This window comes from Streptomyces sp. NPDC029138 (assembly GCF_055564375.1).
The window spans coordinates 1-24,487 of record NZ_JBVHWM010000051.1 but is presented as its reverse complement, the minus strand read 5'-3'; the positions used below and the strand labels follow the sequence as shown (position 1 = coordinate 24,487).

Below are 24,487 nucleotides of genomic sequence, written 5' to 3'. Positions count from 1 at the left end.
GCGTCAAGCGGCCAGGCCTGAGCGTTCGAGGGTCGCGCCGACCGCTTCGTCGAGGATCGTCAACCCCCTCGCGAGTTCGTCGTCGGCGATCGTCAGCGGAGGAAGGAGTTTGACGGCCTCGTCGTGCAAGCCCGCGGTCTCCACCAACAGCCCGAGTTCGTAAGCGGTCGCGCCCACCTGGCGCGCCATCGCCGGCTCGTCGAAGGGCAGTGCCCATACCAGGCCCCTGCCCCGGGGCTCCCGCAGACCGTGCCTACGGGCGGTCTCCCGCAGACTCTGGCCGACCCACTGGGCCCTTTGTGCGGTCCGGGAGGCCTGGCTGTGATCTGACCAGAACAGTTCCAGCGTGCGGGCTGCCGTGACGAAGGCCGGGTTGCAGCCACGGAACGTCCCGTTGTGTTCGCCCGGCTTCCAGGCGTCCAATGTGGGCCTCATCAGAGTGAGCGCCATGGGAAGTCCGTAACCGCTGATCGACTTGGACAGGCAGATGATGTCCGGGAGGATGCCTGCCTCTTCGAAGGAGAAGAAGGGACCGGTGCGTCCGCAGCCCATCTGCACGTCGTCGACCACGAGCAGGACGTCGTGCTGTGCGGTCCACCGGGCCAGTTCGCGCAGCCATACGGGTCGGGCCACGTTCACCCCGCCCTCGCCCTGAACGGTTTCCACGACGACGGCCGCCGGAGGCTCGCCTTGGGCGTCCAGGGCCTGTTCGAGGCGGGCCACGGCGGAGGCGTCGTCGTCCCGTGGGTCGTCATAGGGCAGCGGCGCGGTATGGGGGAGCGGCACGCCCGCGCCGGCGCGCTTGGCCGGGTTCGCGGTGACGGCCAGCGAGCCGAGTGTCATCCCGTGGAAGGCCCGATCGAAGTAGGCCACGGTACGGCGGCCGGTGACCTTGCGGGCGAGTTTCAGCGCAGCCTCGACGGCGTTGGTGCCGCTGGGACCTGGAAACTGCACCCGGTGGTCGAGGCCGCGTGGATGCAGGATCAGTTCGCGAAACCGCTCAAGGAAGGCACCTTTGGCGGCGGTGTGCATATCCAGTCCGTGGGTGATGCCGTCTCGGCCCAGGTAGTCGAGCAGCGCCTTCTTCAGCTCAGGGTGGTTGTGGCCGTAGTTGAGGGCTCCGGCACCGGCGAAGAAGTCGAGCCAGGCGCGGCCGTTCTCGTCGTACAGGTGTGCGCCGCGCGCGGTGGTGAAGACAGCCGGCCAAGCCCGGCTGTAGCTGCGGACTTCTGATTCCATGGTCTCGAAAGTGAGCATGCTGCCCCCTGGAGGAGCCCGTGGATCGGCACGGGCGGGACGGGCGTGGACCGATCAGAGTGCGACGGCGTGCTGGCGGCGCTGGTAGAGCACCAGGGCCCGGGCGGTGGGGTCCTGCGCGGTCCACAGGACCCGGCCGATCAGCAGGGTGTGGTCGAGTGCGGTGGGCGCCTGGTCGAGCCGGCACACCACGGTGGCGGCCGTGCCCTCCAGGGCTGGGCAGCCCGCCTCGTCCCGGTAGGGAACGCCTTGGAAACGCTCCGCCGCCGGCAGCCGGGCGAAGCGGTGCATCAGGTCCCGCTGGTGCCAGCTGAGGATGTTGACCGCGAAGCCGCCGTGGGCAGAGACGTGCTGCACAGTGCGGCCGTTGCTGGCGAGCGAGACAAGCACCGAAGGCGGCTCGGTGGACAGTGAGAGCACCGCGTTGGCGGTGCAGCCGACCGGGCCGTCGGGACTGCCGGTGGTGACGACGGCGACGCCGGTGGCGAGCTGTGCCATGGCGGAGCAGAACTCCTCACGGTCGGGCAGCGCGGTGCGGGTAGGGGTGGCGGTCACGTCACCGGGTTCCTTCCGGTAGGGGCGCGGGGTGGGCGCCGGTGGCGGTCCGGTTCCCAGGGAGAGAGCAAGGCCCGGCGGGCGCGGCCGGGCGGGCCGTGTCCAGGGCGGCGAGTACAGCCGTGCGGTCCGTCTTGCCGTTGAGGTTGAGCGGCAGTTCCGGCAGGCGCAGCAGGGTGCGGGGCACCATGTAGGAGGGCAGCCGCCCGTGCAGGGCCTCGAACAGCGGCGCCGGCTCGGGAGCGTCCCCGGTGTAGACGGCCTCCAGGACGGGGGTGGACCGTTCGGTGCGGGCCACGACCACGGCGTCGGCGACACCGGGGCACGAGCGCAGGGCCTCCTCGACCTCCCCCAGTTCGACGCGGTAGCCACTGATCTTGACCTGGTTGTCAAGGCGGCCGAGGTGGACGAGGGCGCCGCCGCCGTCGCGGGCCACCCGGTCTCCGGTCCGGTACCAGTGGGAGCCGGTCAGCGGACCGCCCTCGTAGGGGCTGAGTCCCGTGTCCGGCTCGCCGGTGGCGAACCGCCCCGGGTCGTCCGCCGCGTCCAGGTAGCCGGGGAACCGCTGCGGGCCCCGTACGAGGAGTTCGCCCTGGTCGGCGGGGCGCATCCGCTCGTCGACGACGAGAGTCTCGGCGCCGGGATGGGCGGTGCCGATGGGCACGGTGCCGTTGGCGGTGTGCGGCCAGGCGGCCAGGTCGGCCGGCAGGCGGTAGCCGGTGCAGGTGACGGTCAGTTCGGTGGGGCCGTACAGATTCTCCAGACGGGCCGCGGGCGCGGCCTCGGCGAAGGCGCGGGCCTGCCGGAGGGTGAGGGGTTCGCCGGCGAAGGCCGCGTAGCGCAGCGTCGGCATGGAGTCCGGCCGCAGCCGGCGCAGCCGGGCCGCGAGCGAGACGACCGACGGCACGGAGAACCAGTGGGTCAGCCGGTGCCGCCGGACGAATCCGGCCGGGTCCATCAGGTCGTCCGCGCTGGGCACGACGAGGGCCGCGCCGGTGCTCCAGGCCACGAACATGTCGAACACGGAGGGGTCGAAGGTGAGGCCGAAGGTCTGCGAGAGACGGCTGTCCGGCCCGGCGCCGCTGCGTTCGACCGCGTGGTCGAGGTAGGCGTCGGTGTTGGCGTGCCGGATCACCACTCCCTTGGGCCGGCCGGTGGAGCCCGAGGTGAACAGGATGTAGGCGGTGTCGTGCGGGCCGGGGCCGGGCAGGCCGCGAAGGTCCGGTACTTCGTCCGGGTCCGTCGGGTCCGTCAGTGCGACCGGGAGGAGGGGCGCGGCCCGTCCCGCCGGTCCGGTGTCGCCGGTCGCGTCGGCCAGGACCAGTGCCGCGTCGGCCTGTCGTACGACGGTCTCGTTGCGGCCCGACGGAGCTGCCGGGTTGAGCGGCACCACCGCGGCACCGAGCCGTTGCACCGCCAGGTAGGCCGCGTAGGTGACGGGTGTCCGTGCCGTCAGCAGGGCGATGCGGCGGGGCGGGGGCGCGTCGGCGGTGAGCCGGGCGGCCAGGGATTCGGCGTGGGCACGCAGCCGCGCGTAGGTGAGTGTGGTGGTCCCGGCGACGAGCGCCGGGCGGTCCGGGTGGCGGGCGGCCGTGCGGGCGAAGCGGTCCCACAGGGTGAGCGTGGATGTCGGCACCGCGATCAGCTCCCCTGCCCGGCGTGTGACGAGAGGTTGGTGAGCGCCGTGGGCATGCCGTAGCCGTGGGCGGCGTGCAGCGGCGAGGCCGCCGCCTCGAGTTCCGCGAGGGCGGTGAACGCGCCGGTGACCAGGGACGGCCGGGGGCGGCCCCGGCGGGCCGAGTTGGCGGCGAAGCGGAGCAGGCGGGGCAGTTCGCGCCACTTCGCGGTGGTGGCGTCGACGGCCCGGCGTTCCTCGGGCGACAGCGCCCCGTCCGCCGCCAGCAGGTGCGCGTCGCGGAACACGTGGTGCTGCGCTGCCGCCCAGACGTCCTCCAGCACGCCCCGCTCGCCGTCGCCCCGCAGGTCGGCCAGCACCAGCCGGGCGGTCTCCTCCAGCGCGGCGGCCCCGGTCAGCCAGGGCCCGCCGGGCAGGTGCTCCGCGGTCGTCCCCTGTTCCTCGGCCAGCCACTGGTACGTCTCGTGCGCCGGCGTGGGGACGGGGAAGCCGAAGGCAAGAGCGTTGCGCGCGCGGTGCACCTCCGACAGGCCCCGGGGGAAGGCCAGCAGGGCCGTCAGCTCGGCCCCGGACAGCTCTCCGGCGAACGGCTCCTGGTGCCCGCCGCCGCTGAACAGGGCGGTGAAGCCGTCCACCACGTGCCATCCCCCGTCGGGCGTACGGCCGTCCACGAGGATCAGGTGGGGCGCGTGGGCGTCCGCCGCGCCGGACAGCCAGGGCAGCGCGCCGCTGTCGGCGACCGCCAGCACCCGGCCGTGCCCGGCCAGTTCGGCGGCGATGCCGGTGAGGGCCGCCTCGGCGTCGGAGGCGCCCCGGTACGCGAGCCTGCGCCCGCCGGGCAGGTCGTTCAGGGCGCGGTCGTGGTGCGAGAAGCGGCCGGTGGCCGGGTCGACCGCGAGCCGTACGGAGCGGGCGGTCAGATCGGCGCGGGCGGGGGCCCGCGCGGCCAGGTAGCCGGCGAGGTTCTCCGTGTAGCAGCTCAGCCCCCGGCTGGTGGGGCGGGTGACATCGGTACGCATCGGGTCCTCCGCAGGACGGGCGTGGTGGTCAGGACGTTCGCGGCGCCGGGTCCGGGCGGCCGCCGGAGACGTCCGCCGGGTGCGCGGGGTGTGCCTCGGGCGGCCCGAAGGCGCAGGCCAGGGCGACCGGTTCGGCGCCGGCCGCGTCCTGCCAGGGCGGTCGTCGCCAGTGCAGTGCCCCCCAGGTGCCGGTCCGGCCGCCCGGGCCGGCGCGCACCCGCCAGGGCGCGCCGGACAGGCCGGTGCCGCGCGCCTTCACGCACGCCTCCTGGACGGTCCAGATGCGGGCGAAGGCGAGAGCGGCCCGCTCGGGCGGCAGGTTCGCCAGACGTGCCGCCGTTCCGGGTGCGCAGCAGCGGCGCAGAAGGGCGGCCGAGGGCGGCCGGGGCACCTGGGCGTCGACGCCGACGTCCAGTCCGGTGGCCACGGCGGCGGCCGCGTACGGGCCGCTGTGCGAGATGCTCACATGGGTGTCCGGGCAACCGGACAGCCGGGGGCGGCCGGCCGGCTCGGGGACGACCGGGGCGCGGGCATCGCCCTCGCCGGCCACCCCGGCGAGCAGCAGCCGCAGCAGCGCCCGGCCGGCCAGGTGCTCGCGGGCCCGCCAGGCCGCCATGCCGGCGGCCGAGCGGTACTCCTCGGGGCGCAGCCGCCGTACGGCCGAGGGCGCCGCCAACACGGCGTCCGCGGGTGCCAGGGCGACGACGACGCCCGGAGCCGGTGCCCACAGGCGGGCCGCCGGGCCGGCCGGCCGGCACCGGGCGGAGGGCGCGGCGGCCGACGGGAGGGGGACGGTGTCAGGCAAGGGTGGTCTCCTGGTCCAGCAGGCTGAGCGAGCCGTTGGCCAGGTGCAGCCGGTCGTTGCCGTAGTTCAGCGAGGCGGACCGCAGATCGCGCAGGGCGCGCTCCAGGCCGAGCGGCTGGTGGCGCAGATAGCCGTGGCGCAGACCGACCAGCTCGATCAGTTCGTCCACGGCGGCCGGGCACTGCTCGGAGGCCGTCACCTTCAGGGCGTTGACGAGCAACTGCCAGGGGGCGCCGCCGCGTTCCCGCTCGGGCAGCGAGACGTACACGTCGGCGGCGTGGCTGAGCATGGCCTGCACGGTGTCGATGCGCTGGCGGGACCGGGACAGCCGGGTCAGCAGCAGCTCGCTCTTGAGGTCGCGGCGGCGGCGTTCCTCGGGGCTTCGCAGCAGCCGCAGGGTGCGGGAAAGGGCCCCGGCCGCGGTGCCCAGCCAGCAGGCGCTCCAGCCGAGGTGGGCCAGGGGCGCGAAGACGTCGACCATGACCCGGCGGAAGTCGCCGTGCCCGCCCACGACCTGGTCGTGCGGCACCGCTCCGGTGAAGCGCATCGGCACGCTGTGCGTTCCGCGCATGCCCAGCGGGTCCCAACCACCGAGGACCTGCGCATCCAGTTGTTCCCGCTCGGCGTAGACCAGGGACACCTGGCTGTCGGACGTGGCGCCGGGCGCGAGGACGGTGATCAGGTAGGCGTCGGCGTGGGCGCCGCCGGTGACGATCGGCGCCATCCGGTCCAGTTCGACGAGGTCGCCCGCGCGCCGGGTGTCCGTGCCGGAGCTGAGCAGGTGGCCGCCCTTGCCGGCCTCGGTGGTCACCGACCCCAGGTACAGGTCGCCCCGGGCGACGTCGGGCAGGACCCGCTCGCGCAGTTCCTCGGAGGCGTGGCGGACCAGCGCCGCGACCTGCTGGCCGTGCATGGCGAACACCATGGCGGCCGACATGTCGTGGCGGGCGATCAGCTGGGAGGCGCCCAGCAGGTCGGGCACCGTGCCGTCCAGGCCGCCGTAGCGGGCCGGGACCAGCAGCCCCAGGAATCCGGAGGTGCGCATCGCGGTCAGTGCGTCCAGCGGGAAGGCCGCCTTCTCGTCGCTCTCGGCGGCATGCCGCTCGACCGCGCGCAGCACGGGCGTCAGCCGCTCGGCGAGTGCCGCGCCGAGCGCTTTCACCGGGCGTCCTGGAGGGAGCCGGAGCGGGCGCTCTCCACGGCGGCCCACAGGCTGCCGGCGGTCTCGAAGTTGGCGTCCGTGAGCTGGTCGTCGGGGAGGGTCACCCCGCAGTTGTCCTCCAGGTCGAAGACGAGATCGATGGCCTGCATGGAGTTGAGCCCCAGGTCGCGCAGCCGGTCCTCGGGCCGCAGCTCCTGCTCGGGAGTGAGGTAGCGCAGGTGGGGGCGGAGGGTGTCGACGAAAGCCTGGTCCATGCTGGGTCTCCTGAGGGATGGGTGAGAAGTGCGTGCGGGAGGGGGCGGTCCTCGGGTGGTCCCGGGGAGCCGGCCGCTGGTCAGTCGCGGCGGACGAAGGTCAGCCGGTCGCTGCGCAACACCACGCCGTCCTCGGTGACGACCTCCAGCGGGGCCGGATGGCCGAGGAAGAGCGCGAGGCTGGCGTGCAGGCCGTAGGCGCCGGTGTTGGGTACGGCCAGCAGGTCGCCGGGGGCGACGGCGGGCAGCGGGTGCGAGCGCGCCCAGGTGTCGAGCGGGGTGCACAGCGGACCGCAGATCATGGCGGGGCCGGGGGACTCGGCGGGGTCCGCCGGGCCCGGGTCGCCGGTACCGGCGCCGGGTGCCGGGGTGCCGTCCGACCGGACCACGTCGGGGTGCAGCGGTGGCACCCGGCGCAGTCCGGCCATGCCGCCGAGGTGGTTGATGCCGGCGTCCAGCACCACGACCCGCTGTCCGTGGGAGTTCTTCACGTCCAGCACGCGGGTCAGCAGCCGCCCGCAGGTGGCCGTGAGGTAGCGGCCCGACTCGAAGGCCACCGTGGGCGCGTTCCGCCGCCAGCCGGGCAGGGCCACATCCAGCTCGCGCGTCAGGCGGTCGGCGAGCCCCGGGTAGGCGGGCAGGTCCCCGGCGCGCGCGTAGGGGGCGGCGAAACCGCCACCGAGGTCGATGGTGCGCAGCGGAACCGGGAGGACCCCGCGCAAGGTGCGGGCCACGCCGATCGCCTCCGCGAAGGAGTCAGCGAGCGCGTCCTCGTCGGCGATGTTGGTGGCCAGGTAGAGGTGGAGGCCGTCGATGCGGGCGTGTTCGCCGCCCGTGTACCGCTCGGGGTGGGCGGTGACGTCCTCGGCGTCGGCGCCGAACGCCGACGGGCCCCCGGTCATCCGCAGTCCGGCTCCGCGGCTGCCGCCGCCGGGGTTGACACGCAGCAGGTAGGTGACGTTCGTGCCGTGCCGGGCGGCGGCCCGGTCCAGCTGGGTGATGCCGTGCTCGGAGTCCACGGCGAAGTCGCGGACCCCCGCGCCCAGCGCCTTGTCCAGGTCCTCGTCGCGCTTGCCGGGGCCGGTGTAGAGGATGTCGCGGGGCGGCACCCCGGCCTCCAGCGCGGCGTCCAGCTCGCCGGGCGAGCTGACCTCGGCCCGGCAGCCCAGGGCGTACAGCGCGGACACCACGGCCGGGTGCGGGTTGGCCTTGAGCGAGTAGTACAGCTCACTCGGCCGCGGCAGCCAGGTCCGCAGCCGGGCGTGGGCGGAGCGCACCGCGGTCAGGTCGTAGTGGTACGCCGGTGTCGTGGTGCCGGGCGGGACGGGAGCGTCGGACGGGTGTGACGCCGGGGTGTCTCCGGTCACGGGCCCGCCGTGCGGCGCGATGTCAGTCACGGCCTGCCTCCGCGAGCCGCCCGGCCAGCACGGCCTTCGCGGTCTTGCCGTTGGCGTTGACAGGCAGCGCGTCGACCCCGTGGCAGATCCGGGGCACCTTGTAGTCCTCCAGGTGCTCGCGCAGCCGGGGCAGGACGGTGGCGGGGTCGGCCGTGCCGGCGACGACCAGGACCGCCTCGGGGCGGGTGCCGTCGGGCGGCAGGACGGCCGCGGTGTCCACGTCCGGCAGCCGGCGGGCGGCGGCCTCGACCTCGATGGCGCTCACCCGGAAGCCGTCCTGCTTGTAGATGTCGTCGCGCCGACCGGCGAAGTACAGCCGCCCGTCCTCGTCGGTCCAGCCGTAGTCGCCGGTGCGCAGTTCGGGTAAGAGCCCGTCGCGCCGGGGGAACCGGGCGGCGGTGAGTTCGGGGCGGCGCCAGTAGCCGGCCATCACGTTCGGTCCGCGGACGGTGATCTCGCCTACCTCGCCGGCCGGGAGCCGCCGCCCGGCCTCGTCCACCACGAACACCTCGGTGCCGGTCAGCGGCAGCCCGCAGCTGCCGGGGCGGATCGCGTCCTCGTCCGGTTCGGAGATGGTGAGCCGCTTGCACTCGGTGAGACCGAACATCAACTGCACGCGCAGTCCGGGCAGTTCCTCGCGCAGGGCGTGCGGGATGTCGGCGGGCAGCGCGGCGCCGGTGTTGGTGAGCAGCCGCAGTGGCGGACGTTCCGCGTCGGGTCGGCGGCGCAGCAGACGCACCAGTGCGGCGGAGACCGGCGGTACCGCCGGCAGCACGGTCGCCCGGCTGCGCACCAGGTTGGCCAGGAGCGCGGGGCCGGACTCGGTGGCCGATCCGAGCCATACGTGGCTGCCCGCGAGCGCGGACAGGAAGACCTGGTACAGGCCGTAGTCGAAGGAGAGCGGCAGCGGGCAGTAGACGACGTCGTCGGCGCGGTACGCCAACCGCTCGGCGATGGCGTGGACGGCGAACATCATCTGCTGGTGGGTGGAGACCACGGCCTTGGGCATCGCGGTGGTGCCCGAGGTGTAGATGAGGCACACCGGGTCGACGGGCAGCGGGCCGTCGGTGGCGGCGAGGCCGGTGCCGGAGGCGTCGGCGGTGACGTCGGCGTGGGCGGCCTCGGCCGGGCCCGTGGTGCCGGCCGCAGGTCCGGTCGGCGACAGGTCGTCCATGTCCTCGGGAGCCGCCACGGCGACGCCCGCCTCGCGCACGGCGTCCCGCGTGGCGGGTGACGCGGCGACGGCGAGGGCCGGCTCGCAGTCGGCGAGCACGTGGCGCAGGACGTCACCGCGGACCTGCTCGTGCAGGACGGAGAAGACGACGCCGAGCCGTGATGCCCCGAACAGCAGCGGCACCAGGACGGGACCGCTGTCACTGGTCACCACCAGCCGGTCGCCGCGCCGCAGTCCGCGGGCGCGCAGCGCCGCCGCGCAGCGGTGGGCGGCCTGGACCAGCTCGGCGCGGCTGAGGGTCACCTCGCCGCAGGTGACCGCCGGGGCGTCGGGACCGGCACCGGGGAGGTCGAGCAGTTCGTGCAGCACGGTGGCGTACGGGCGGGTGTTCACGCGTGCGCCACCTCCGCTCCGGCGGTGGTGCGCAGCACGAGGCCGACCAGGCCCTCGACGCTGCGCAGGACGGCCGCGTCGAGGTCTTCGGGCGCGAACTCCACGCCGTAGGCGTCCTCCAGCCGTTCCACCGTCTCCACCATCTGGAAGGAGGCGAAGCCCTCGAGTCGGCTCAGGTCGTCGGTGGCGGCGACGGCCTCGGGGGCGGCGCCCAGGACGTCGGCGACGCTGTGCACCACCGTCCGACGCACCTGTGCGGGCTCGTGGGACATGGCCTCTCCTGGGTGCTCGGTGGCCGCGCGCACGGCGGACTCGGCGTCCGCGCGCAGCAGTTCGGCGAGGGCGGGGTGGATCTGCGGAGGCACGGGACGGCCGCGCTGCACGCGGCGCGCGGCCAGGTAGCACTGGCCGGCCAGGGTGTCCCAGGCGGCGGCCCGGTCGGCGGCGGCGCTCGCGAGGGGAGATCCCGGCAGGTGGTGAGCGGCCCAGGCCGCGTGCAGCCGTCGTGACCGGCTCAGCAGCCAGGTCTCCAGCAGCAGGTCCGCGCACGCCCCCTGCTGGTCCGGGTGGTCGCGGAAGGCGGCGGCGTAACGCTCGGGGGCGTCACCGGCCAGCAGTCGCCGACCGTCCTCGGCGTTGCGGGCCAAGGTCTCGGACACCGGCGAGCGGGCGGGCGGCGCGGTGCGCACCGACACCGGCAGGGCGGGAGAGCCGTCGAACAGCGCGGCCGCCTGCGCGCGGTCGTAGGAGCACACCACCGGCTCCGCCCGGCCGTAGGGCGTCTCGTTGTCATAGGCGTCCACCGCCTCCACGCGTGCGCCCCCGTCCACGGCCCGCAGCAGCACACTGTGGTCCATGTGCTGGTGGTCGTGGTAAGGCAGCCACGGCATGCGGAACGCGTCGCCGACGACATACAGCGGGCTGCCGTCCTCGGGCAGCAGGTCCAGCAGCGCCCGTCCGTCCGTCACGGGCCGCCCGGTCTCCAGGACCAGGCCGAGCAGGTCGCCCATCCGCTCGATCCGGTCGGCCGCGGGCTCCTCGACGGTCGGCAGGGGTCCGTGGGCTCCGGCGCGCGGCGCGAAGGCCAGCCGGCCGCCGAGTTCGAGGTGGGCGCCCAGTCCGTGCTGTGCGTCGGCCAGGACGGCGGCGTTGACCTGGATGCAGTCCAGCGCCGTGGTGTCGATGCCCCGGATGGCCTCGACGAGCGGGTCGGCCACGGCGTCGGAGGCCTTCGTACAGGGGCCCGCCGGCGCGCTCATGCGACCCGCTCCGGCGCCTCGCGGGTGATCCGCACGATGTCCACCAGGTCGCCGACCGTGTAGACGCCGGCGAGCCGCTCGTCGGGGATGGTGAGGCCGAAGGTTTCCTCGATGTCTTCCAGGACCTGCACGATCGCCATCGAGTCCATCCGCAGATCCTGCTCCAGCCGGGTGCCGGCGGTCAGCGCGGACGGAGCGGCGGGGAGGTGTTCGGTGTGCGCGCGGATCAGGGGCGTCAGGGCGCGCAGGACGTCGTTCGTGGTCATCAGTGGAGGTCTCCTCCGCGTCGGCAGCGGAAAGGGGGGCGGGCGGGTGGAGCGCGGGAGCGCCATCGGCCGCGCCGGTGCGGGCTATGGGCGCCGGGCCGGCTCGGGTGAGGGGGGATTCCGGCGCCGGGTGGGCGGGCGGGCGGTACAGCTCGCGAGCACCGGAATGACCCGGGTGACGGAGTGCGGACGGCGGTGCGGACCGCCTGGTGCGGGTACCGGGGAGCGCTGCCCGAGTGCCGGTCGGCGACCGGGCGACCGGTTACCGGCCGGTGGGTCTTCCGTCCGGCTCGTACGGCAATTTACCGCGAGCCACTCAGGAGGCGGTGGTGCGGCGACGACAAGGACATGCGGGCCGAACTACCTCGGCGTCGGGGGTCCGGTACCGAGAGGTGCACTTCATATTGCTCTCGTTCCGTCGTCATTCCCGCGATGCGGGATCGTGCAGGGAGATTGCGTGAGCAACGTACGACTAGCCAGTCTGCCTCGGTCCATGCGAACGAATCGCGGAGTGTCTAAAAAGCGGCACCGGAGGGGTGCCTTCCCTTTCCGGCTGACTGGTGAAGATCACTGGGTAAATGTCTGCCGAATGCCCGGGAGCTGCTGACCAAGCCCTTGATCACCCATGTCGCACACCGCCGGCCAAGCCGCGAAGCGCTGGTCGGGACGAGCCGAAACGTGCCTGCCGCAGCAAAGAACAAGCCAGGAAGCTGAGGCTCCCACTATGGCCTTGCGTCAACAAGCTGGGGTGTGCAAGTGTTTTTTGAGGGTTCTGGCATCGCGCGGTTGCCTCACCGTCACCGGTCGTGCCCTATTCGAAGCAGCGGCAAAGCTCCGCAAAAACACGGCGCGTCTCTGCGGAATACAGCATGTCTCCGCGGAACACCGTGCGGAAAAACCCCCACCGAAGTCGGTCGACGCCTGCCCTGTTTTCTTTCGAAGGCCCCTCGAACAACTGAAAGGCGCTCATGAACGACTCCCTCACGCCGCTCGTCACCCTGCGCGCCCCTCGCCCGGCGGACGCTCCGGCGGTCTGGCGACTGGTGCGCGACTCCGACATCCTCGACACCAACAGCCTGTACTACTACCACCTCTGGTTCCGCGACTTCGCCGGGACGTCCGTGGTCGCGGAGACCGGCGACGGCCGGATCATCGGCTTCGTCACCGCCTACGTCCGCCCTTCCCGCCCTGACACCCTGATGGCCTGGCAGTCGGCTGTCGATCCTGGTCACCGCGCCCCGGGCCTGGCCGTGCGGATGATGCACGAGCTGGCCGACCGGGCCGCCGGCCACGGGGTCACCTGCGTGGAGACCACGGTCAACCCCGGCAACCGCGCGGTCGCCCTGATGCTCCGCAGGTTCGCCCACGAACGCGGCCTCGACATCCACACCGAAGTCCTCTTCGCCGCCAAGGACTTCGCCGGTGACGAGGGACGCCAGGCCCATCCCCCGGAGGTGCTGTACCGCATGACCCCCGCCGTACCGGCCCCCGTCCCGGCCGCCCCCGCGTTCGCGGCGCACGCGCGATGAGCGACGCGCCTTTCCACGTCACGCTGGAGGACGGACTCGCCTTCGTCACCGTGGTCGGCAGCGGCACGGGGAACGCACTCGGCGGCTCCTTCTGGGACGAGCTGTACTTCTTCATGGAAGGCGCCCGCCGGCGCGACGACATCCGCGCCATCGCCCTCACCGGTGCGGGCGGGACGTTCTCCGTGGGCATGGACCTGCGCTGGTACGTCGTACGACTGCGGCGGGCCCAGCGCTCGGGGGACCCCTCCTTCATGGACGAGGACGTGCGCCTCCTCCAGCGGGCGGTGAGCGCCGTCGCCGACTGCCCCAAACCCGTCGTCGCGCTCATCGAGGGCGAGTGCACCGGGGCCGCCCTCGAACTGGCGGGCGCCTGCGACATCCGCTACGCCACCGGCACCGCCCGGTTCGCCCTGCCGGAGGCCGAGCTGGGCGTCGTCGCCGACCTCGGCGGGCTGCAACGGCTGCCCCTGCTGATCAACCAAGGACACCTGCGGGAACTGGCGTTCACCGGCCGCGCCATCGACGCGGCCCGGGCGCTGCGCATCGGCCTGGTCAACGACCTGTACCCGGACGCGGCGGCCCTGCGCCGGGCGGCCCGGGAACTGACCGACGACCTGCGCCGGCATCCCGCCCACGTCATGGAGGGCATCAAGCGCACCCTCGACCTCGTCCACCAGGACGGTACGCGACGCGGTCTCGACCACTGCGCCCGCTGGAACACCGTCCACACAGGACCCGACGGCCTGGGTCAGGCCATGGCCGCCCGGCTGCGGCGCCCGGCCGTGACCGGCGATGGCACCCACCTCCGGAGCACGGCCGCCCCCTGAGCCGCGCGCCCCGCCGGCCGGCCCGGCACCCGGCGTCCCTCGGCAGGGGCCCTACGGCACCGATCCTCGAGGAGCGAGGCACATGAACGAATCCGTTGCGGTGGGGGGGGGGGGGGGCCCCGCCCTGGTCCGCGGACTGGCCCCGCGCTTCGCACTCATGATGTGCGATCCGCGCGTCGCCCCCGCCCTGCGTATGTCCTGTGTGGAAAACACGATCGAGGTGCACTACCCCGAGAGCCACATCAGCTGCCGCCTGCTGCGCCCGTCCGCCCGCGGTCTCCTGCTGTGCTCCTTCCGCGTCACCCACCTCGCCCCCGACGGCTCGCCCGAGGAGCGCCACCGTATGGACCTCGTGCTCGACGGCCCGACCGGGTCCGCCGCGCAGCGCGAAGCCGTCCTGCACAGGATCTACGCCTTCCGGTGCGCGGCCACCGCCACCCGCCTCCGGCTCGCCACCCGCGTCCCGCGGCCCGACGACTCCCTGCACCGCCCGCCCGCCCGGACCCGCATGGTCGCGGCGTGAACGAGGCCGCGGACCCCTCTCAGTTCCTCCGTCGTGGGCCGCGGGCGCCGGGTGGAGGCGTATCGACCGCACATGCGGGCCACTCTCTCTCAGCCCCCGGCCGCCCGACGAGGCGCCGGTCGCGGTGACCGAGCGTTGCCCGGGCAGCGGCAGCGACGGCAGAGACTCGTCCGGCGTCGCGAGCGGCGGACCGCCGAAGCCGGGGTGTCGGCGAGAACCGGCGTCCAGCCCTCGGCCGAGGGCTGAGCCCAGGTGGGACAGCAGCACGCGGTCCACGCGGAAGGCAGCTGCTCCGTCGGAGTGGTTGGGGCTCCGGCAGAGCACCGGCCGAACCGGGTCTTGTTATGACAACGCGGTGGCCGCGTGCCCGCCTCATCCGCCGGGCCCGGGTCAGCGGCGGTTGTTCCGGCGCGTGCCGCGGAGGAGCCGCTGTGCCACCAGGTGTCCCGAGCCGCCGCCGAGCCCGGGGCCGGGGTGGGTGGAGGCACCGATGTGCCACAGGCCGCGCACGGGCGTGGCGTGCCGGGAGGCGCCGGGCACCGGGCGCCACAGCAGGTTCTGGTCGAGTTCGGCCGAACCGCCGTAGGGGTCGCCGGCCACCGCGTTCGGGTTGTACGCGGCCAGGTCCGGCGGTGTGACGGCGTCCCAGGCGAGCACCTTGTCCGGCAGATCCGGGGCATGGCGGGCGATGCGTTCGAGAACCCGGCGGACGTATCCCTCGGTCAGCTCCCCGGTCCAGCGGCCCGCCGCGTCCAGCTCGCCCGCCGCGTCGCCGATCGGCTCGTACGGCAGTTCCTGGAGCTGGATCCACAGGGCGGCCGCGCCTTCCGGCACGCGCGGCGGGTCGAGGACGTACCGCTGGCCGACGACCACCGTGGGCCTGCGCGGCAGCAGGCCCGCCTCGGCCTCCGCGCAAGCGATCGCGGTGCTCGCCGACCCGTCGGTCAGGTGGAGCAGGGGTACGCCGGCCAGGCGCTCGTCGTGCCAGCGGAGCGGGGCGGTGAGGGCGACGTGGAGCTGCATCGCGGAGCGTCCGTAGCGGTAGTGCCGGGCCCGGTCGCGGACAGCGGGCGGGACCGGGGCGTCCGGCGGCAGCAGCCGGCCGTACAGCGCGGTCGGGGTCACGGAGGCCAGGACGGCGTGGCGGGCCCGGATGCTCCCGCCGCCGGCGACCACGCCCGTGACCCTGCCGTCGGTGAGGAGCAGCCGCTCCACCGGCTGCCCGGTGCGGATGTCCACCCCCAGTTCGCCGAGCAGCCTCTCGAAGGCGCGGACGAAGAGGTGGGCGCCGCCCGCCACGACAGGGACGCCGAAACCGTGCAGCGCGGCGGCGATGGCGGGGAGCATCAGGCCGCCCGAGGCGTGGTCCGGGGACAGTCCGGCGTGCAGCAGCCACGGCGCCCACAGCGCATCCGGCTCGTCGCCGCGGAACGCGCTGCGGCAATACGAGCGGCCGCTGGTGACGGTGGCCCGCAGCCATGCCTCGGTACCGCTGAAACGCTCGCGGCGCAGCAGTCTCACGACGTGGCGGAGCACGCGCGGCGAGCGCAGCTCGTCGCCCAGGATGCCGCCCACTGCGTCGATGTTGTCGAGGAACCGTTGCAGCATGGCGAGGTAGGCGGCCCGGTCCTCCGCGTGGCCGAACGTCTCCGCCGTGGCCGCGGGGTCGCGGTGGGCGAGGACCACGCGGCCGTCGTCGGTGACGGTGCCCGTCACGAGGCCGTCGGTGTTGCGGTACTCCAGACCGTGGCGGTGCAGGTCCTTGCCGAGCGCGGCATAGGCCCGGCCGGACACGAACAGCGGGTGCCACGAGGAGTAGGTGTCGTGCAGGTAGCCGGGCAGGGTCCGTTCCTCGGTGGCGATGAAGCCGCCCAGCCGGCGGCTCCCTTCGACGAGCGCCACCGACCAGCCGCCCTTGGCCAGCTCGGCGGCGGCGACCAGGCCGTTCACACCGGAACCGACGACGACAGCGTCGACCGCACCTGTCATCTCATCAGCCTCCTCGATCCCTGGGCCGTGGCCGCGGGAGGTCCGCAGGAGTCGTCACTCGGCCGGCGGGGGCGGGGACGCGACCCTGCCTCCCACCACCTCCCATCAACCTTCCTCCCGGGAACCGGGCACTTCCAAAGGGAGCAGCCCACCCGTAGGCGCGTGTCCGGGCCCCGGGTAGGGCGCCGCCGGGCCGACGTCGCTCAGTCGACGGCCCCGGCCCGCGAGGTGCCGAAGCGGACCTCGATCGACTGCGGGGAGCGGACCCGTCCGAGCCGCACCATGTGGTCGGAGTCGGAACGGCGCACGCCGAGGCGGGCGGCGGTCTGCTCGGGTCCGAGCGGGGTGTCGGCGGCGACCAGGTCCGCCAGGTCCTTCCGCGCGCAGATCTCCGCGACCTGTCCGGGGTGGTGCAGCGATCCCGTCCAGGTGCGCGCTCAGCTCACCCCTCGCTGGAGTCCGACGGCTGACAAGCGTTGATCTCCCGAGGACCGTGCGGCAGGCGCGGCGCCCGCCAGGGTTCCTTCGCGCGCGGTGAGGCGGTCACCGGCGAAGCTCGGTTCCCAGAACGTCCTGTGCAGCCCTATGCTAGGTAGACCGACCTACCTAACTTGGAGATGAGCGAGACCGACGTGAGTGCAACGGACAGCGCGAGGCGGCGCCCGGCCCGCGAACGCCTCCTCGCGGCGGCGGCTCGCCGCTTCTACGCCGACGGCGTCGCGGCGACCGGCATCGACACGATCACCGCCGAGGCCGGCGTGGCGAAGATGAGCCTCTACAACAACTTCTCCTCCAAGGCCGACCTGGTCAGGGCCTACCTGGACGCCCGGCACGAAGAATGGCTCGGCCTGTACCGGGCCCGGCTGGAGCACGCCCGGGGCCCGAGGGACGGCGTGCTGGCGGTGTTCGACGCCTACGCCGACCACGCGGCCTTCGCCTACGAGCGCGGCTTCCGCGGCTGCGGACTGCTCAACGCCGCCGCCGAGCTTCCGGCCGGCGACGAGGGCCGTGCCGTGGTGCGCGCCCACAAGGAGGAGGTCGAGCGGCTCATCGCCGGCCACCTGGAGGAGCTGCTGCCCGAGCGCCCCGACGAGGCCCGGGCGACGGCCGAGCACCTGGCCTTCCTCCTGGAGGGCGCGATGGCCCGCGCCGGCCTGGAAGGCGACGGCGACCGCCTCCAGCGCGCCCGCTCCATGGCGGCCACCCTGCTGGACCGGTTGTGAACCGGTCCGCCGGGACCGGCGCCCTGTGCGTGCTGGCGGCCTCCGTCCTGTGGGGTACGACGGGCACGGCCGCCACACTCGCCCCGGAGGTCGGCCCGCTCGCCATCGGCGCCGTCGCCATGGGCCTGGGCGGACTTCTCCAAGCCCTCGTCGCCGCCCCGCGGATCGCCCGCCACGCACGCCGCCTGCGTGAGCAGCGCGGCACGGTACTCCTCGGCGCCGCCTCCGTCGCGGTGTATCCCCTGGCGTTCTACAGCTCCATGCACCTGGCCGGAGTCACCGTCGGCACCGTGGTGTCCCTCGGTACCGCCCCGCTCGCCTCGGCACTGATCGAACGCGTCGTCGACGGCCGCCGGCTCACCCGCCGCTGGACGATCGCCGCCGCCCTCGGCCTGCTCGGCACCGTCCTGCTGTGCGTCGCCGAGGCCGCGCACGCGGGCGACGGCACGGACCAGGCGTCCGTGGCCGGCACGCTGCTCGGCGTGAGCCTCGGCCTGGTCGCCGCCGCCACCTACGCTCTGTACTCCTGGGCCGCGCACCGGCTCATCACCCGCCGGACACCCTCCCGCGCGGCGATGGGCGCCGTCTTCGGACTCGGCGGACTGCTCCTCCTGCCCGTCCTCCTGGCCACCGGCGCCCCGCTCGTCAGCTCCTGGTCCAACGCGGCGGTCGGCGCGTACATGGCCCTGATCCCCATGTTCACCGGTTACGTCCTGTTCGGCTGGGGCCTCGCGCACATACCCGCCAGCACCGCCACCACGCTCTCCCTGCTGGAACCGGCCGTCGCGGCCGTACTCGCCGTCCTGATCGTCGGCGAACGCCTCCCCGCCGCGGGCTGGGCAGGCATAGCCCTGGTCATCGCCTGCCTCACCGTCCTCACCGCGGCCCCGCGCCGACGGAACCACTCCGAGAACCCGGCCGGGGCGGCGGCCCCCGACGAGGCACCGCCGGTCACAGCCGTCCTCACCAGCGCCCCCGACCGGGCGACGGACTGAGCACAGGGGCATGCCGGACCTGGGCCTCGACTAGGCATGAGGGGCCCAGTAGGCGACCAGCCGGCCGACACCGTGCTCCACCGCCGGCCAGGAGCCGTCGTAGGTGATGACGGCCATCGCGGAGGTGGGGAAGCCGCTGCGGTTCATGCGGGCCAGCAGATCGCCCTCCGCCTCGCCGGTGAGGGCGTCGGCGAGGGCGTGCGTGCCCGGATTGTGGCCGACGAGCACCAGGTCGCGGACCTCGTCGGACACCTCGTTGACGACCGCGAACAGCTCACCGAGCGACGCTTCGTACAGGCGCTCGTCGTACACCGTCCTGGGCCGCTCCGGCAGCTCGGACACCGCGAGCTTCCAGGTCTCGCGACAGCGCACGGCCGTCGAGCACAGAGCCATGTCAGGGGTGACGCCGGAGCCGGCGAGCCAGCGACCGGCGACGGGCGCGTCACGGCGCCCGCGCTCGGCGAGCGGGCGCTCGTGATCGTCCCCGCCGGGCGAGTCGGCCTTGGCGTGGCGGAGGATCACCACACGGCGGACGGCGTCAGCACTCATAGCGGCCCATCCTGGCACCCGGCGAGCCTCCGGCCAGGGCGGACAGCGCCGGATTCGGCCGCACGGGTCAGTCCGACGACTGTGGCCCGCCCTCGCCGGCGTGCGACAGCCGTCCCGTGCGGCTACGGCGCCGGATCCTCCTGCGTGCGCCGGACCGCACTCTTCACGGCCTGCTCCAGCTCGTACCGCGACCCGCCCTCGCCCGCCGCATACGCGGACAGAGCGGTCTGGAAAGCCTCGGCCGCCCCTCGCCACGCCCGCCACTGGGCGTCGTACTCCTCACCGCACAGGCCGGCCAGCTTCGCGCGCTCCGCTTCACAGGAGCGTTCCAGCTCGACCAATTCATCCGGAATGTCTGTCACACAAGGATGCTATGCAGAGCATCGCCAAGGCGCCCGCCAGCACCCCGGAAGACTGGCAAGCCGAACCGGAAGGTGCCTCACCCGCCCGCTCACCTCACAGCCGCGCCGAACCACTTCGGCGGGTGGCCGAGCAGATGCCGCCGGTCTTCGCCGGCCTCTGCGACATGGCCGGCCCGGTCCGTCCAGCCGGCCACCGAGAGCCGGCCGGTCCGGTCGAGCAGCAGGCCGTGGCCGCCACGCATCAGCTGGATCAGGTCCGGGTGACCGGTGCCTGTAGTTCCGTCACCCAGTCGTCGCGGTTCTCGGGGCACTCCAGGCTGACCTCGCGGGGGTAAGCGGCCGACCGGTAGCCGCCCGCGTCGATCCAGCGGGCCAGGGTCTGTGCGGTGGGCAGCACGGTGTCCATCGAGCCGCGGTGCACGATGGTCGCCGCCTGGTCGAGGGCCGGCAGGTCGAGGACGCGGAAGGCGCCGCCGTCCTGGAGAGGAGCGCGGACCTGGACGGCGGCGTGGACGGTGATCCTGCCGCCGCCCTCCGGCGCGTCCTCGTAGAAGGCGACACCGGGGCCCGTGGGCCTGACGCCCGCCGAGTCCAGGCGGCGGAACAGCTCGTCGTAGAGCGGTCCGATGACCGGGCCGATGTCCTCGGGCTGGAAGCCGGCGGCGGTCGCGGTCAGCTCGGCCACCCGGACGCTGGGGACGCTCTTGACGACGACGTCGTTCGTGGGCATGTGCCCCTCGCTCTCGATCGCTCGGAGCCTCGCCTCGACCTGGACCAGCCGTGCTCCCGCGGCGGCCATGGCGCTCTCCAGTTCGGCCCGCCGCAGCCGCAGCATGCCGCGCAGCTCCTCGGCGCTGACCTTCTCGTCCACGATGTCCCGGACCTGCTGGAGGGTGAACCCGAGGTCCTTGAGCGCGATGATCCGGTTGAGGCGGGCGAGCTGGGCGGCGGTGTAGTGGCGATAGCCGCTGGCGGGGTCGACGTGGGCCGGGCGCAGCAGGCCGGTGGCGTCGTAGTGACGCAGCATCCGGACCGAGACGCGGCCGTGCCGGGCGAAGTCTCCGATGGTGAACATGATGTCTCCGAGCTGATCGCCTGACACGGTGTGAGGGTCAAGAAGCTACTCGGCTGCCAGGGAACGGCGAGAACGCGGATGGGCCTCGTGCACGACCCGCTGCCACTTCGAGCCGGTTGTCGCCAGGCGGCCGTTGGGGGCGGCTCTGTCCGGGGTACGGCCCGGTACCGGTCACGGCACCGCGTGACGGCGTCGTTCCCGCGGCCCGGACGCTCGGTCGCGGACCCCCGCCTACCCGCGGACCATCAGCTGGGCCAACTGCGGCGCCGTCGACGGCAGGCTCTACTGTGCGGGCGGCGTCCACGACCACGTGGAGACCGGCGCCGCCCACGTCTACGACCCGGCCTCCGACAGCTGGCAGCCCATCGCCGCCATGCCCGTCGGCCTGGCGACCGGCGCCTGCACCGCCGCCAACGGACAGCTGCTCGTCTCCGGCGGTTTCAAGCGGGTCGGCTCCAACCGGGTGCTCACCGCGGAGGGTTACGCCTGCGACCCCGGGACGGACGCCTGGAAGCGGCTGCCGGACACCCCGGCCGCCGTCCACCGGGGCGGCGGCGCACCCGGCCTGTACCGGGTGGGCGGCAGCGGCGAGCCCCGGTTCCCCGTCCCCGTGACCACCGTGGACGTCCTGCCGGGATACGACCGCACCGAGACGGACGTCCCCTGGCCGGCCGAGAACCCGCACCGCCTCACGCTCCGGCCCGGGCGGACCGCGACCTTCACGGTGACCCTCGACCCGCGCCGGCTGCCCCGGCCCGGCGACTGGACGGCGTCCCTGACCCTGACCACCGACGGCCCCTACTGGGTGCCGGACATCCCGGTCCGGCTGCGCGTACCGTCCCGAACGGCCTCGTAGCGGACCGCACGGCGGGCATACGCACGGCCCCCGCCCCGGACACATCCGGGACGGGGGCCGTGCGTATGCCCGGCCGGGCCACGCGGCCCTCGCCCGGGGCGCGTCCGGGGGGCCGGGGGCCGTCGCGTCGTGCTCCGTGGGTCCGCGTGGACCCGTCGGTGGTGCTACGAGGTGGGTTCACCCACGCGGGAGCCCGTGCTGTTCCAGTCCGTCGGGTCCGAGCCCCCGGTCGTCGTCCCGAGGCCATCGGCCACCACGTGCACCGCCGTGCCGTCCGCCGAGGCGGGGGCCGGCGCGCCGATCGCCCCGACGGCACCGGCCGCCAGCGCCAGCAGACCGATGCCCGCCGCCGTCAGACGCAGCCACCGGTCCCCGATGCGCATGCCGTTGGACTCGCCCATGAGTGGTTCCTTCCCGAGTTCCGTGGGGTGTTCTGCGTCGATGCTGGCAAGCCTCGATCAACGGCCGATCACCATGGGAGCACTCGGCGATACGCGGCCCTGGTCGGCCACGGCGGTCGTGGACGCGGCGGACATCAGCGCGGAATCACCCAGTCCGGCGCCCAGGTCCCGGCGGCGTCGCGGCCGGCCGTCGTGGCGGCGAGGTGGGCGCGGAGGGTGGCCAGCGCCGGGTGCGGGTTGTCGCGGTGCCAGAGGAGCGAGTGCGGGTAGACGGGCGTCGGGCCGGTCACCGGGATGCGGCGCAGACCGTGGCCGGCGGGCCAGACGAGGCTCGTGTGCTCACCCATGAAGGTGGCCAGGGCCGGGGTGTCGGCGATGGTGTCGAGGAGCGCGTCGGAGCCGAAGTTGGGGCCGGTCGCCTCGATGGTGAGGCCGAACTCGGCGGCGAGGTCGTCGTAGTAGGCGGCCCACTCGGTACCGGGGACGATGCCGGGCATCCAGATCCGGTGCCCGGCGAGCTGGGCGAGGGGCACCGCGCGGGCGCCCGCCAGCGCGTGGCCGGGGCCCGTGAGGAGCTGGAGCGGCTCGTCGAGCACCCGGACGGACTCGATGTCCTCGGGAAGGGGCCGACCGGGCGCGGTGACGGCGCGGAAGGACGCGTCGATCGTGCCGGAGCGGAGGGCGGCGACGGCCGTCTCGACGTCGAACAGCATCACCACGTCGAGGTCGATCTCGGGGTGCGCGCGGTGGAAGCCGCGCATCAGGCCCGACGGCGCGACGCGCGAGGCGATCACGTCGACGCGCAGCGGCCGGCGACCGCTGCGTACGGACGTGACCGCGCGCTCGGCGACGCGCAGCAGCTCGCGCGCGTGCGGAAGGAACGCCTGCCCGTCGATGGTCAGCTCGGCGCCGCGCGCGGTGCGGGTGAACAGCCGTACGCCGAGGGTGCGCTCCAGCGCGGCGATGCGCTTGGAGACGGCCTGCTGGGTGACCGCCAGCTCGGCGGCGGCCTCCTGGAACCGCCCCGCGTCGGCGGCGGCGACGAAGGTCCGGACGGCGTCGAGGTCCATACCGACACCCTAGAGGTACAACCATCAGTTGTGGCCGACGGCTCCGCGGTTGTTTGATCCCAGGCCGTGGCGCTCGCTTTGATGCTTCCGGTCGCGGATCGGTTGTACGGATGAGGGACGAGGGGGCGTCGGGCATGAGGAGCGGGCACCGGCTGGGACAGCTGCTCGGACACCGGCTGGGGCGGCGGTTCGGGTGGCTGTGGGCAGCGTACGGGACCAGCGCGCTCGGCACCTGGCTCGCCTTCGGCGCGTTCCCGCTGATCGCCATCCAGGTGCTGCACGCCGGGCCGGCTGAGGTCGCCGCGCTCTCCTCCGTGGGCGCCGCGGTGGGCGCGGCCGTGGCGGTGCCGCTCGGCCCGTGGGTGGAGTTCCGCCGCAAGCGGCCCGTGCTGATCGCGATGGACCTGGCGCGGTGCGCGGCGCTGCTGACGATCCCCGCCGCGTTCGCGTTCGGCGCGCTCACCTTCCTCCAGCTCCTGCTGGTCTCGGTCGTCGTCGCGGCGGCCGACATCACCTTCCGCGCCGCCTCCGGCGCGTACCTGAAGACGCTGCTGCCGGCCGAGGACCTGCTCGTCGCGAGCGCCCGGTTCGAGTCCACGGCCTGGACGACCACGATCATCGGACCGCCGCTGGGCGGCGCGGCGACCGGGCTCCTCGGCCCGGTGGCGACGGTGGTGGCCGACGCGGTCAGCTACCTGCTCTCGGCCCTCGGCATCCGCGCGATGGGCGGGCGGGAACCGCGGCCCGGGCGCCGCCGGACCGCGCGCATGCGGCCCGGGGATCTGCTCGACGGCTGGCGGTACATCCTCGCCGACGCGACGCTGCGCCCGCTGTTCTTCAACACCGCCCTGTTCAACGGTCTGGTGATGGCCGCCGAGCCGCTGCTGGCCGTCCTGATGCTCGGCCGGCTCGGGTTCACGCCGTGGCAGTACGGCCTCGCGTTCGCCGCGCCCTCGATCGGCGGGCTGCTCGGCTCACGGCTGGCCCGCCCCCTCGCCGCCCGGTTCGGGCAGCACCGCGTCCTGGTCGTGTCCGGGGCGCTGCGCGCGCTCTGGCCCGTCGGCCTCGCCTTCACCGGGCCGGGTACCGGGGGGCTGCTGGTGGTGATGGGCGTCGAGTTCGGCCTCATCTTCTGCTGCGGGGTCTTCAACCCCGTTTACGCCACCTACCGCCTGGAGCGCACCGCGACCGACCGGGTCACCCGCACGCTGTCCGCCTGGACGGTGACGACCAAGGCCTCGACCGCGCTCCTGACGGCCGTCTGGGGCGTCCTGGGCGCCCTGCTCGGCCCGCGCACGGCCATCGGCCTGGCCGGCGTACTCGTGCTGACGACCCCGCTGCTGCTGCCCCGCCGCGCGGCGACGCCCCTCCCCGACCCGGAACCGGCCCCGAGCCACGTCTGACGTCCCGCCACGGCGAGGAGCCGCTGTGATCGGCCGCTCATCCGGCGTCCATCGTGGCCTGCGACGGTCGACGCGTCAGCTCAGCACCGAACGGGACGTGCCCGACGTCATACCGAGCCGGAGGCAACACCGTGACCGTGAAGGACATCCTGGACGCGATCCAGTCGCCCGACTCCACGCCGGCCGACTTCGCCGCCCTGCCGCTGCCCGAGTCCTACCGCGCGATCACCGTCCACAAGGACGAGACGGACATGTTCGCGGGAATGCACACCCGCGACAAGGACCCGCGCAAGTCGCTGCACCTTCAGGAGGTGCCGCTGCCCGAACTCGGCCCCGGAGAGGCCCTGGTGGCCGTCATGGCCTCCTCGGTGAACTACAACTCGGTGTGGACCTCGATCTTCGAGCCCCTGCCGACGTTCGGGTTCCTGGAGCGCTACGGCCGCACCAACGAGCTGGCCAAGCGCCATGACCTGCCGTACCACATCATCGGCTCCGACCTCGCGGGCGT

Annotated in this window: 25 protein-coding genes and 1 pseudogene; 8 read left to right on the top strand and 18 right to left on the bottom strand. The window is 73.9% G+C overall.

What is annotated here, in order from left to right:
- Positions 1–3: 3 nt before the first annotated feature.
- The 11 genes from ectB to ACZ4WH_RS30920 all read right to left on the bottom strand — a co-directional run bounded on the left by ectB (position 4) and on the right by ACZ4WH_RS30920 (position 11,177).
- Complete coding sequence (gene ectB, locus ACZ4WH_RS30970; protein ID WP_468187012.1) at positions 4–1,239, bottom strand: diaminobutyrate--2-oxoglutarate transaminase; 1,236 nt, start codon at positions 1,237–1,239, stop codon at positions 4–6.
- Between the two features lie 72 nt (positions 1,240–1,311).
- Positions 1,312–1,812, bottom strand: coding sequence for a flavin reductase family protein (locus ACZ4WH_RS30965; RefSeq protein ID WP_468187009.1), 501 nt, complete (start codon positions 1,810–1,812; stop codon positions 1,312–1,314).
- 1 nt (position 1,813) lies between these two features.
- Positions 1,814–3,448 carry an amino acid adenylation domain-containing protein gene (locus ACZ4WH_RS30960; protein ID WP_468187006.1) on the bottom strand — a complete coding sequence of 545 codons (1,635 nt, stop codon included), beginning with the start codon at positions 3,446–3,448 and terminating at the stop codon, positions 1,814–1,816.
- A 5-nt stretch (positions 3,449–3,453) separates the two neighbouring features.
- Entirely contained in the window at positions 3,454–4,467 is a 1,014-nt protein-coding gene (locus ACZ4WH_RS30955; protein WP_468187003.1) for a hypothetical protein, read from the bottom strand.
- Positions 4,468–4,495: 28 nt separating this feature from the next.
- A complete protein-coding gene (locus ACZ4WH_RS30950) occupies positions 4,496–5,272 on the bottom strand; it encodes a 4'-phosphopantetheinyl transferase family protein (protein WP_468187000.1) in 777 nt (258 codons plus the stop codon).
- On the bottom strand, positions 5,265–6,434 hold the full coding sequence (locus tag ACZ4WH_RS30945; protein WP_468186998.1) for an acyl-CoA dehydrogenase family protein: 1,170 nt from the start codon (positions 6,432–6,434) through the stop codon (positions 5,265–5,267). The genes ACZ4WH_RS30950 and ACZ4WH_RS30945 overlap by 8 nt, the downstream gene beginning before the upstream one ends.
- The gene (locus ACZ4WH_RS30940; RefSeq protein WP_468186995.1) at positions 6,431–6,688 is read right to left on the bottom strand and encodes an acyl carrier protein; all 258 of its coding nucleotides are present in this window, start codon (positions 6,686–6,688) and stop codon (positions 6,431–6,433) included. The genes ACZ4WH_RS30945 and ACZ4WH_RS30940 overlap by 4 nt, the downstream gene beginning before the upstream one ends.
- A gap of 80 nt (positions 6,689–6,768) precedes the next feature.
- Entirely contained in the window at positions 6,769–8,085 is a 1,317-nt protein-coding gene (locus ACZ4WH_RS30935) for a type III PLP-dependent enzyme domain-containing protein (RefSeq protein ID WP_468186993.1), read from the bottom strand.
- Positions 8,078–9,652 carry a class I adenylate-forming enzyme family protein gene (locus ACZ4WH_RS30930; RefSeq protein WP_468186990.1) on the bottom strand — a complete coding sequence of 525 codons (1,575 nt, stop codon included), beginning with the start codon at positions 9,650–9,652 and terminating at the stop codon, positions 8,078–8,080. Before ACZ4WH_RS30930 ends, ACZ4WH_RS30935 begins: the two co-directional genes overlap by 8 nt.
- Positions 9,649–10,911 carry an acyl carrier protein gene (locus ACZ4WH_RS30925; RefSeq protein ID WP_468186987.1) on the bottom strand — a complete coding sequence of 421 codons (1,263 nt, stop codon included), beginning with the start codon at positions 10,909–10,911 and terminating at the stop codon, positions 9,649–9,651. The genes ACZ4WH_RS30930 and ACZ4WH_RS30925 overlap by 4 nt, the downstream gene beginning before the upstream one ends.
- Complete coding sequence (locus ACZ4WH_RS30920; protein ID WP_468186984.1) at positions 10,908–11,177, bottom strand: acyl carrier protein; 270 nt, start codon at positions 11,175–11,177, stop codon at positions 10,908–10,910. Before ACZ4WH_RS30920 ends, ACZ4WH_RS30925 begins: the two co-directional genes overlap by 4 nt.
- A 968-nt stretch (positions 11,178–12,145) precedes the next feature.
- Here ACZ4WH_RS30920 and ectA point away from each other — a divergent pair.
- The 3 genes from ectA to ACZ4WH_RS30905 all read left to right on the top strand — a co-directional run bounded on the left by ectA (position 12,146) and on the right by ACZ4WH_RS30905 (position 14,056).
- Positions 12,146–12,706 (top strand): diaminobutyrate acetyltransferase, encoded by a 561-nt coding sequence (gene ectA, locus ACZ4WH_RS30915; protein WP_468186982.1) that lies wholly within the window; start codon positions 12,146–12,148, stop codon positions 12,704–12,706.
- Entirely contained in the window at positions 12,703–13,533 is an 831-nt protein-coding gene (locus ACZ4WH_RS30910) for an enoyl-CoA hydratase-related protein (RefSeq protein WP_468186979.1), read from the top strand. The genes ectA and ACZ4WH_RS30910 overlap by 4 nt, the downstream gene beginning before the upstream one ends.
- Positions 13,534–13,735: 202 nt before the next feature.
- Positions 13,736–14,056, top strand: coding sequence for a hypothetical protein (locus tag ACZ4WH_RS30905; protein ID WP_468186976.1), 321 nt, complete (start codon positions 13,736–13,738; stop codon positions 14,054–14,056).
- Positions 14,057–14,446: 390 nt separating this feature from the next.
- Here ACZ4WH_RS30905 and ACZ4WH_RS30900 read toward each other — a convergent pair whose 3' ends face one another.
- On the bottom strand, positions 14,447–16,045 hold the full coding sequence (locus ACZ4WH_RS30900; protein ID WP_468186973.1) for a phytoene desaturase family protein: 1,599 nt from the start codon (positions 16,043–16,045) through the stop codon (positions 14,447–14,449).
- 617 nt (positions 16,046–16,662) lie between these two features.
- On the opposite strand from ACZ4WH_RS30900, the gene ACZ4WH_RS30895 reads away from it, so the two are divergent.
- Together ACZ4WH_RS30895 and ACZ4WH_RS30890 are read left to right on the top strand one after the other, a co-directional pair.
- Complete coding sequence (locus ACZ4WH_RS30895) at positions 16,663–17,268, top strand: TetR/AcrR family transcriptional regulator (RefSeq protein WP_468186971.1); 606 nt, start codon at positions 16,663–16,665, stop codon at positions 17,266–17,268.
- A gap of 29 nt (positions 17,269–17,297) precedes the next feature.
- A complete protein-coding gene (locus tag ACZ4WH_RS30890; protein ID WP_468187129.1) occupies positions 17,298–18,263 on the top strand; it encodes a DMT family transporter in 966 nt (321 codons plus the stop codon).
- A 30-nt stretch (positions 18,264–18,293) separates the two neighbouring features.
- Here the strand turns inward: ACZ4WH_RS30890 and ACZ4WH_RS30885 are convergent, their stop codons facing one another.
- The 4 genes from ACZ4WH_RS30885 to ACZ4WH_RS30870 all read right to left on the bottom strand — a co-directional run bounded on the left by ACZ4WH_RS30885 (position 18,294) and on the right by ACZ4WH_RS30870 (position 20,249).
- A complete protein-coding gene (locus ACZ4WH_RS30885; RefSeq protein ID WP_468186969.1) occupies positions 18,294–18,812 on the bottom strand; it encodes a SixA phosphatase family protein in 519 nt (172 codons plus the stop codon).
- 122 nt (positions 18,813–18,934) lie between these two features.
- Complete coding sequence (locus tag ACZ4WH_RS30880) at positions 18,935–19,174, bottom strand: hypothetical protein (RefSeq protein WP_468186966.1); 240 nt, start codon at positions 19,172–19,174, stop codon at positions 18,935–18,937.
- An 89-nt stretch (positions 19,175–19,263) separates the two neighbouring features.
- On the bottom strand, positions 19,264–19,416 hold the full coding sequence (locus ACZ4WH_RS30875) for a hypothetical protein (RefSeq protein WP_468186963.1): 153 nt from the start codon (positions 19,414–19,416) through the stop codon (positions 19,264–19,266).
- 8 nt (positions 19,417–19,424) lie between these two features.
- Positions 19,425–20,249, bottom strand: coding sequence for a MerR family transcriptional regulator (locus tag ACZ4WH_RS30870; protein ID WP_468186961.1), 825 nt, complete (start codon positions 20,247–20,249; stop codon positions 19,425–19,427).
- A 244-nt stretch (positions 20,250–20,493) separates the two neighbouring features.
- On the opposite strand from ACZ4WH_RS30870, the gene ACZ4WH_RS30865 reads away from it, so the two are divergent.
- A complete protein-coding gene (locus ACZ4WH_RS30865; RefSeq protein WP_468187126.1) occupies positions 20,494–21,105 on the top strand; it encodes a Kelch repeat-containing protein in 612 nt (203 codons plus the stop codon).
- A gap of 164 nt (positions 21,106–21,269) precedes the next feature.
- On the opposite strand, the gene ACZ4WH_RS30860 is transcribed toward ACZ4WH_RS30865, so the two are convergent.
- Entirely contained in the window at positions 21,270–21,506 is a 237-nt protein-coding gene (locus tag ACZ4WH_RS30860; protein WP_468186959.1) for a hypothetical protein, read from the bottom strand.
- Between the two features lie 134 nt (positions 21,507–21,640).
- Positions 21,641–22,576, bottom strand: coding sequence for a LysR family transcriptional regulator (locus ACZ4WH_RS30855; protein WP_468186957.1), 936 nt, complete (start codon positions 22,574–22,576; stop codon positions 21,641–21,643).
- A 134-nt stretch (positions 22,577–22,710) separates the two neighbouring features.
- On the opposite strand from ACZ4WH_RS30855, the gene ACZ4WH_RS30850 reads away from it, so the two are divergent.
- Positions 22,711–23,979 (top strand): MFS transporter, encoded by a 1,269-nt coding sequence (locus ACZ4WH_RS30850; RefSeq protein ID WP_468186955.1) that lies wholly within the window; start codon positions 22,711–22,713, stop codon positions 23,977–23,979.
- A gap of 131 nt (positions 23,980–24,110) precedes the next feature.
- A pseudogene (locus ACZ4WH_RS30845) lies at positions 24,111–24,487 on the top strand (crotonyl-CoA carboxylase/reductase); the annotation flags it as partial.

What these genes read in the sequence shown, in the direction of transcription:
- ACZ4WH_RS30925 (WP_468186987.1), bottom strand. Translation starts at nt 10,911, where the DNA reads ATGAGCGCGCCGGCGGGCCCCTGTACGAAGGCCTCCGACGCCGTGGCC.
- ACZ4WH_RS30910 (WP_468186979.1), top strand. Translation starts at nt 12,703, where the DNA reads ATGAGCGACGCGCCTTTCCACGTCACGCTGGAGGACGGACTCGCCTTC.
- ACZ4WH_RS30850 (WP_468186955.1), top strand. Translation starts at nt 22,711, where the DNA reads ATGAGGAGCGGGCACCGGCTGGGACAGCTGCTCGGACACCGGCTGGGG.
- ectB (WP_468187012.1), bottom strand. Translation starts at nt 1,239, where the DNA reads ATGGAATCAGAAGTCCGCAGCTACAGCCGGGCTTGGCCGGCTGTCTTC.
- ACZ4WH_RS30875 (WP_468186963.1), bottom strand. Translation starts at nt 19,416, where the DNA reads ATGCGTGGCGGCCACGGCCTGCTGCTCGACCGGACCGGCCGGCTCTCG.
- ACZ4WH_RS30870 (WP_468186961.1), bottom strand. Translation starts at nt 20,249, where the DNA reads ATGTTCACCATCGGAGACTTCGCCCGGCACGGCCGCGTCTCGGTCCGG.
- ACZ4WH_RS30860 (WP_468186959.1), bottom strand. Translation starts at nt 21,506, where the DNA reads ATGGGCGAGTCCAACGGCATGCGCATCGGGGACCGGTGGCTGCGTCTG.
- ACZ4WH_RS30885 (WP_468186969.1), bottom strand. Translation starts at nt 18,812, where the DNA reads ATGAGTGCTGACGCCGTCCGCCGTGTGGTGATCCTCCGCCACGCCAAG.
- ACZ4WH_RS30895 (WP_468186971.1), top strand. Translation starts at nt 16,663, where the DNA reads ATGAGCGAGACCGACGTGAGTGCAACGGACAGCGCGAGGCGGCGCCCG.
- ACZ4WH_RS30900 (WP_468186973.1), bottom strand. Translation starts at nt 16,045, where the DNA reads ATGACAGGTGCGGTCGACGCTGTCGTCGTCGGTTCCGGTGTGAACGGC.
- ACZ4WH_RS30955 (WP_468187003.1), bottom strand. Translation starts at nt 4,467, where the DNA reads ATGCGTACCGATGTCACCCGCCCCACCAGCCGGGGGCTGAGCTGCTAC.
- ectA (WP_468186982.1), top strand. Translation starts at nt 12,146, where the DNA reads ATGAACGACTCCCTCACGCCGCTCGTCACCCTGCGCGCCCCTCGCCCG.
- ACZ4WH_RS30940 (WP_468186995.1), bottom strand. Translation starts at nt 6,688, where the DNA reads ATGGACCAGGCTTTCGTCGACACCCTCCGCCCCCACCTGCGCTACCTC.
- ACZ4WH_RS30920 (WP_468186984.1), bottom strand. Translation starts at nt 11,177, where the DNA reads ATGACCACGAACGACGTCCTGCGCGCCCTGACGCCCCTGATCCGCGCG.
- ACZ4WH_RS30855 (WP_468186957.1), bottom strand. Translation starts at nt 22,576, where the DNA reads ATGGACCTCGACGCCGTCCGGACCTTCGTCGCCGCCGCCGACGCGGGG.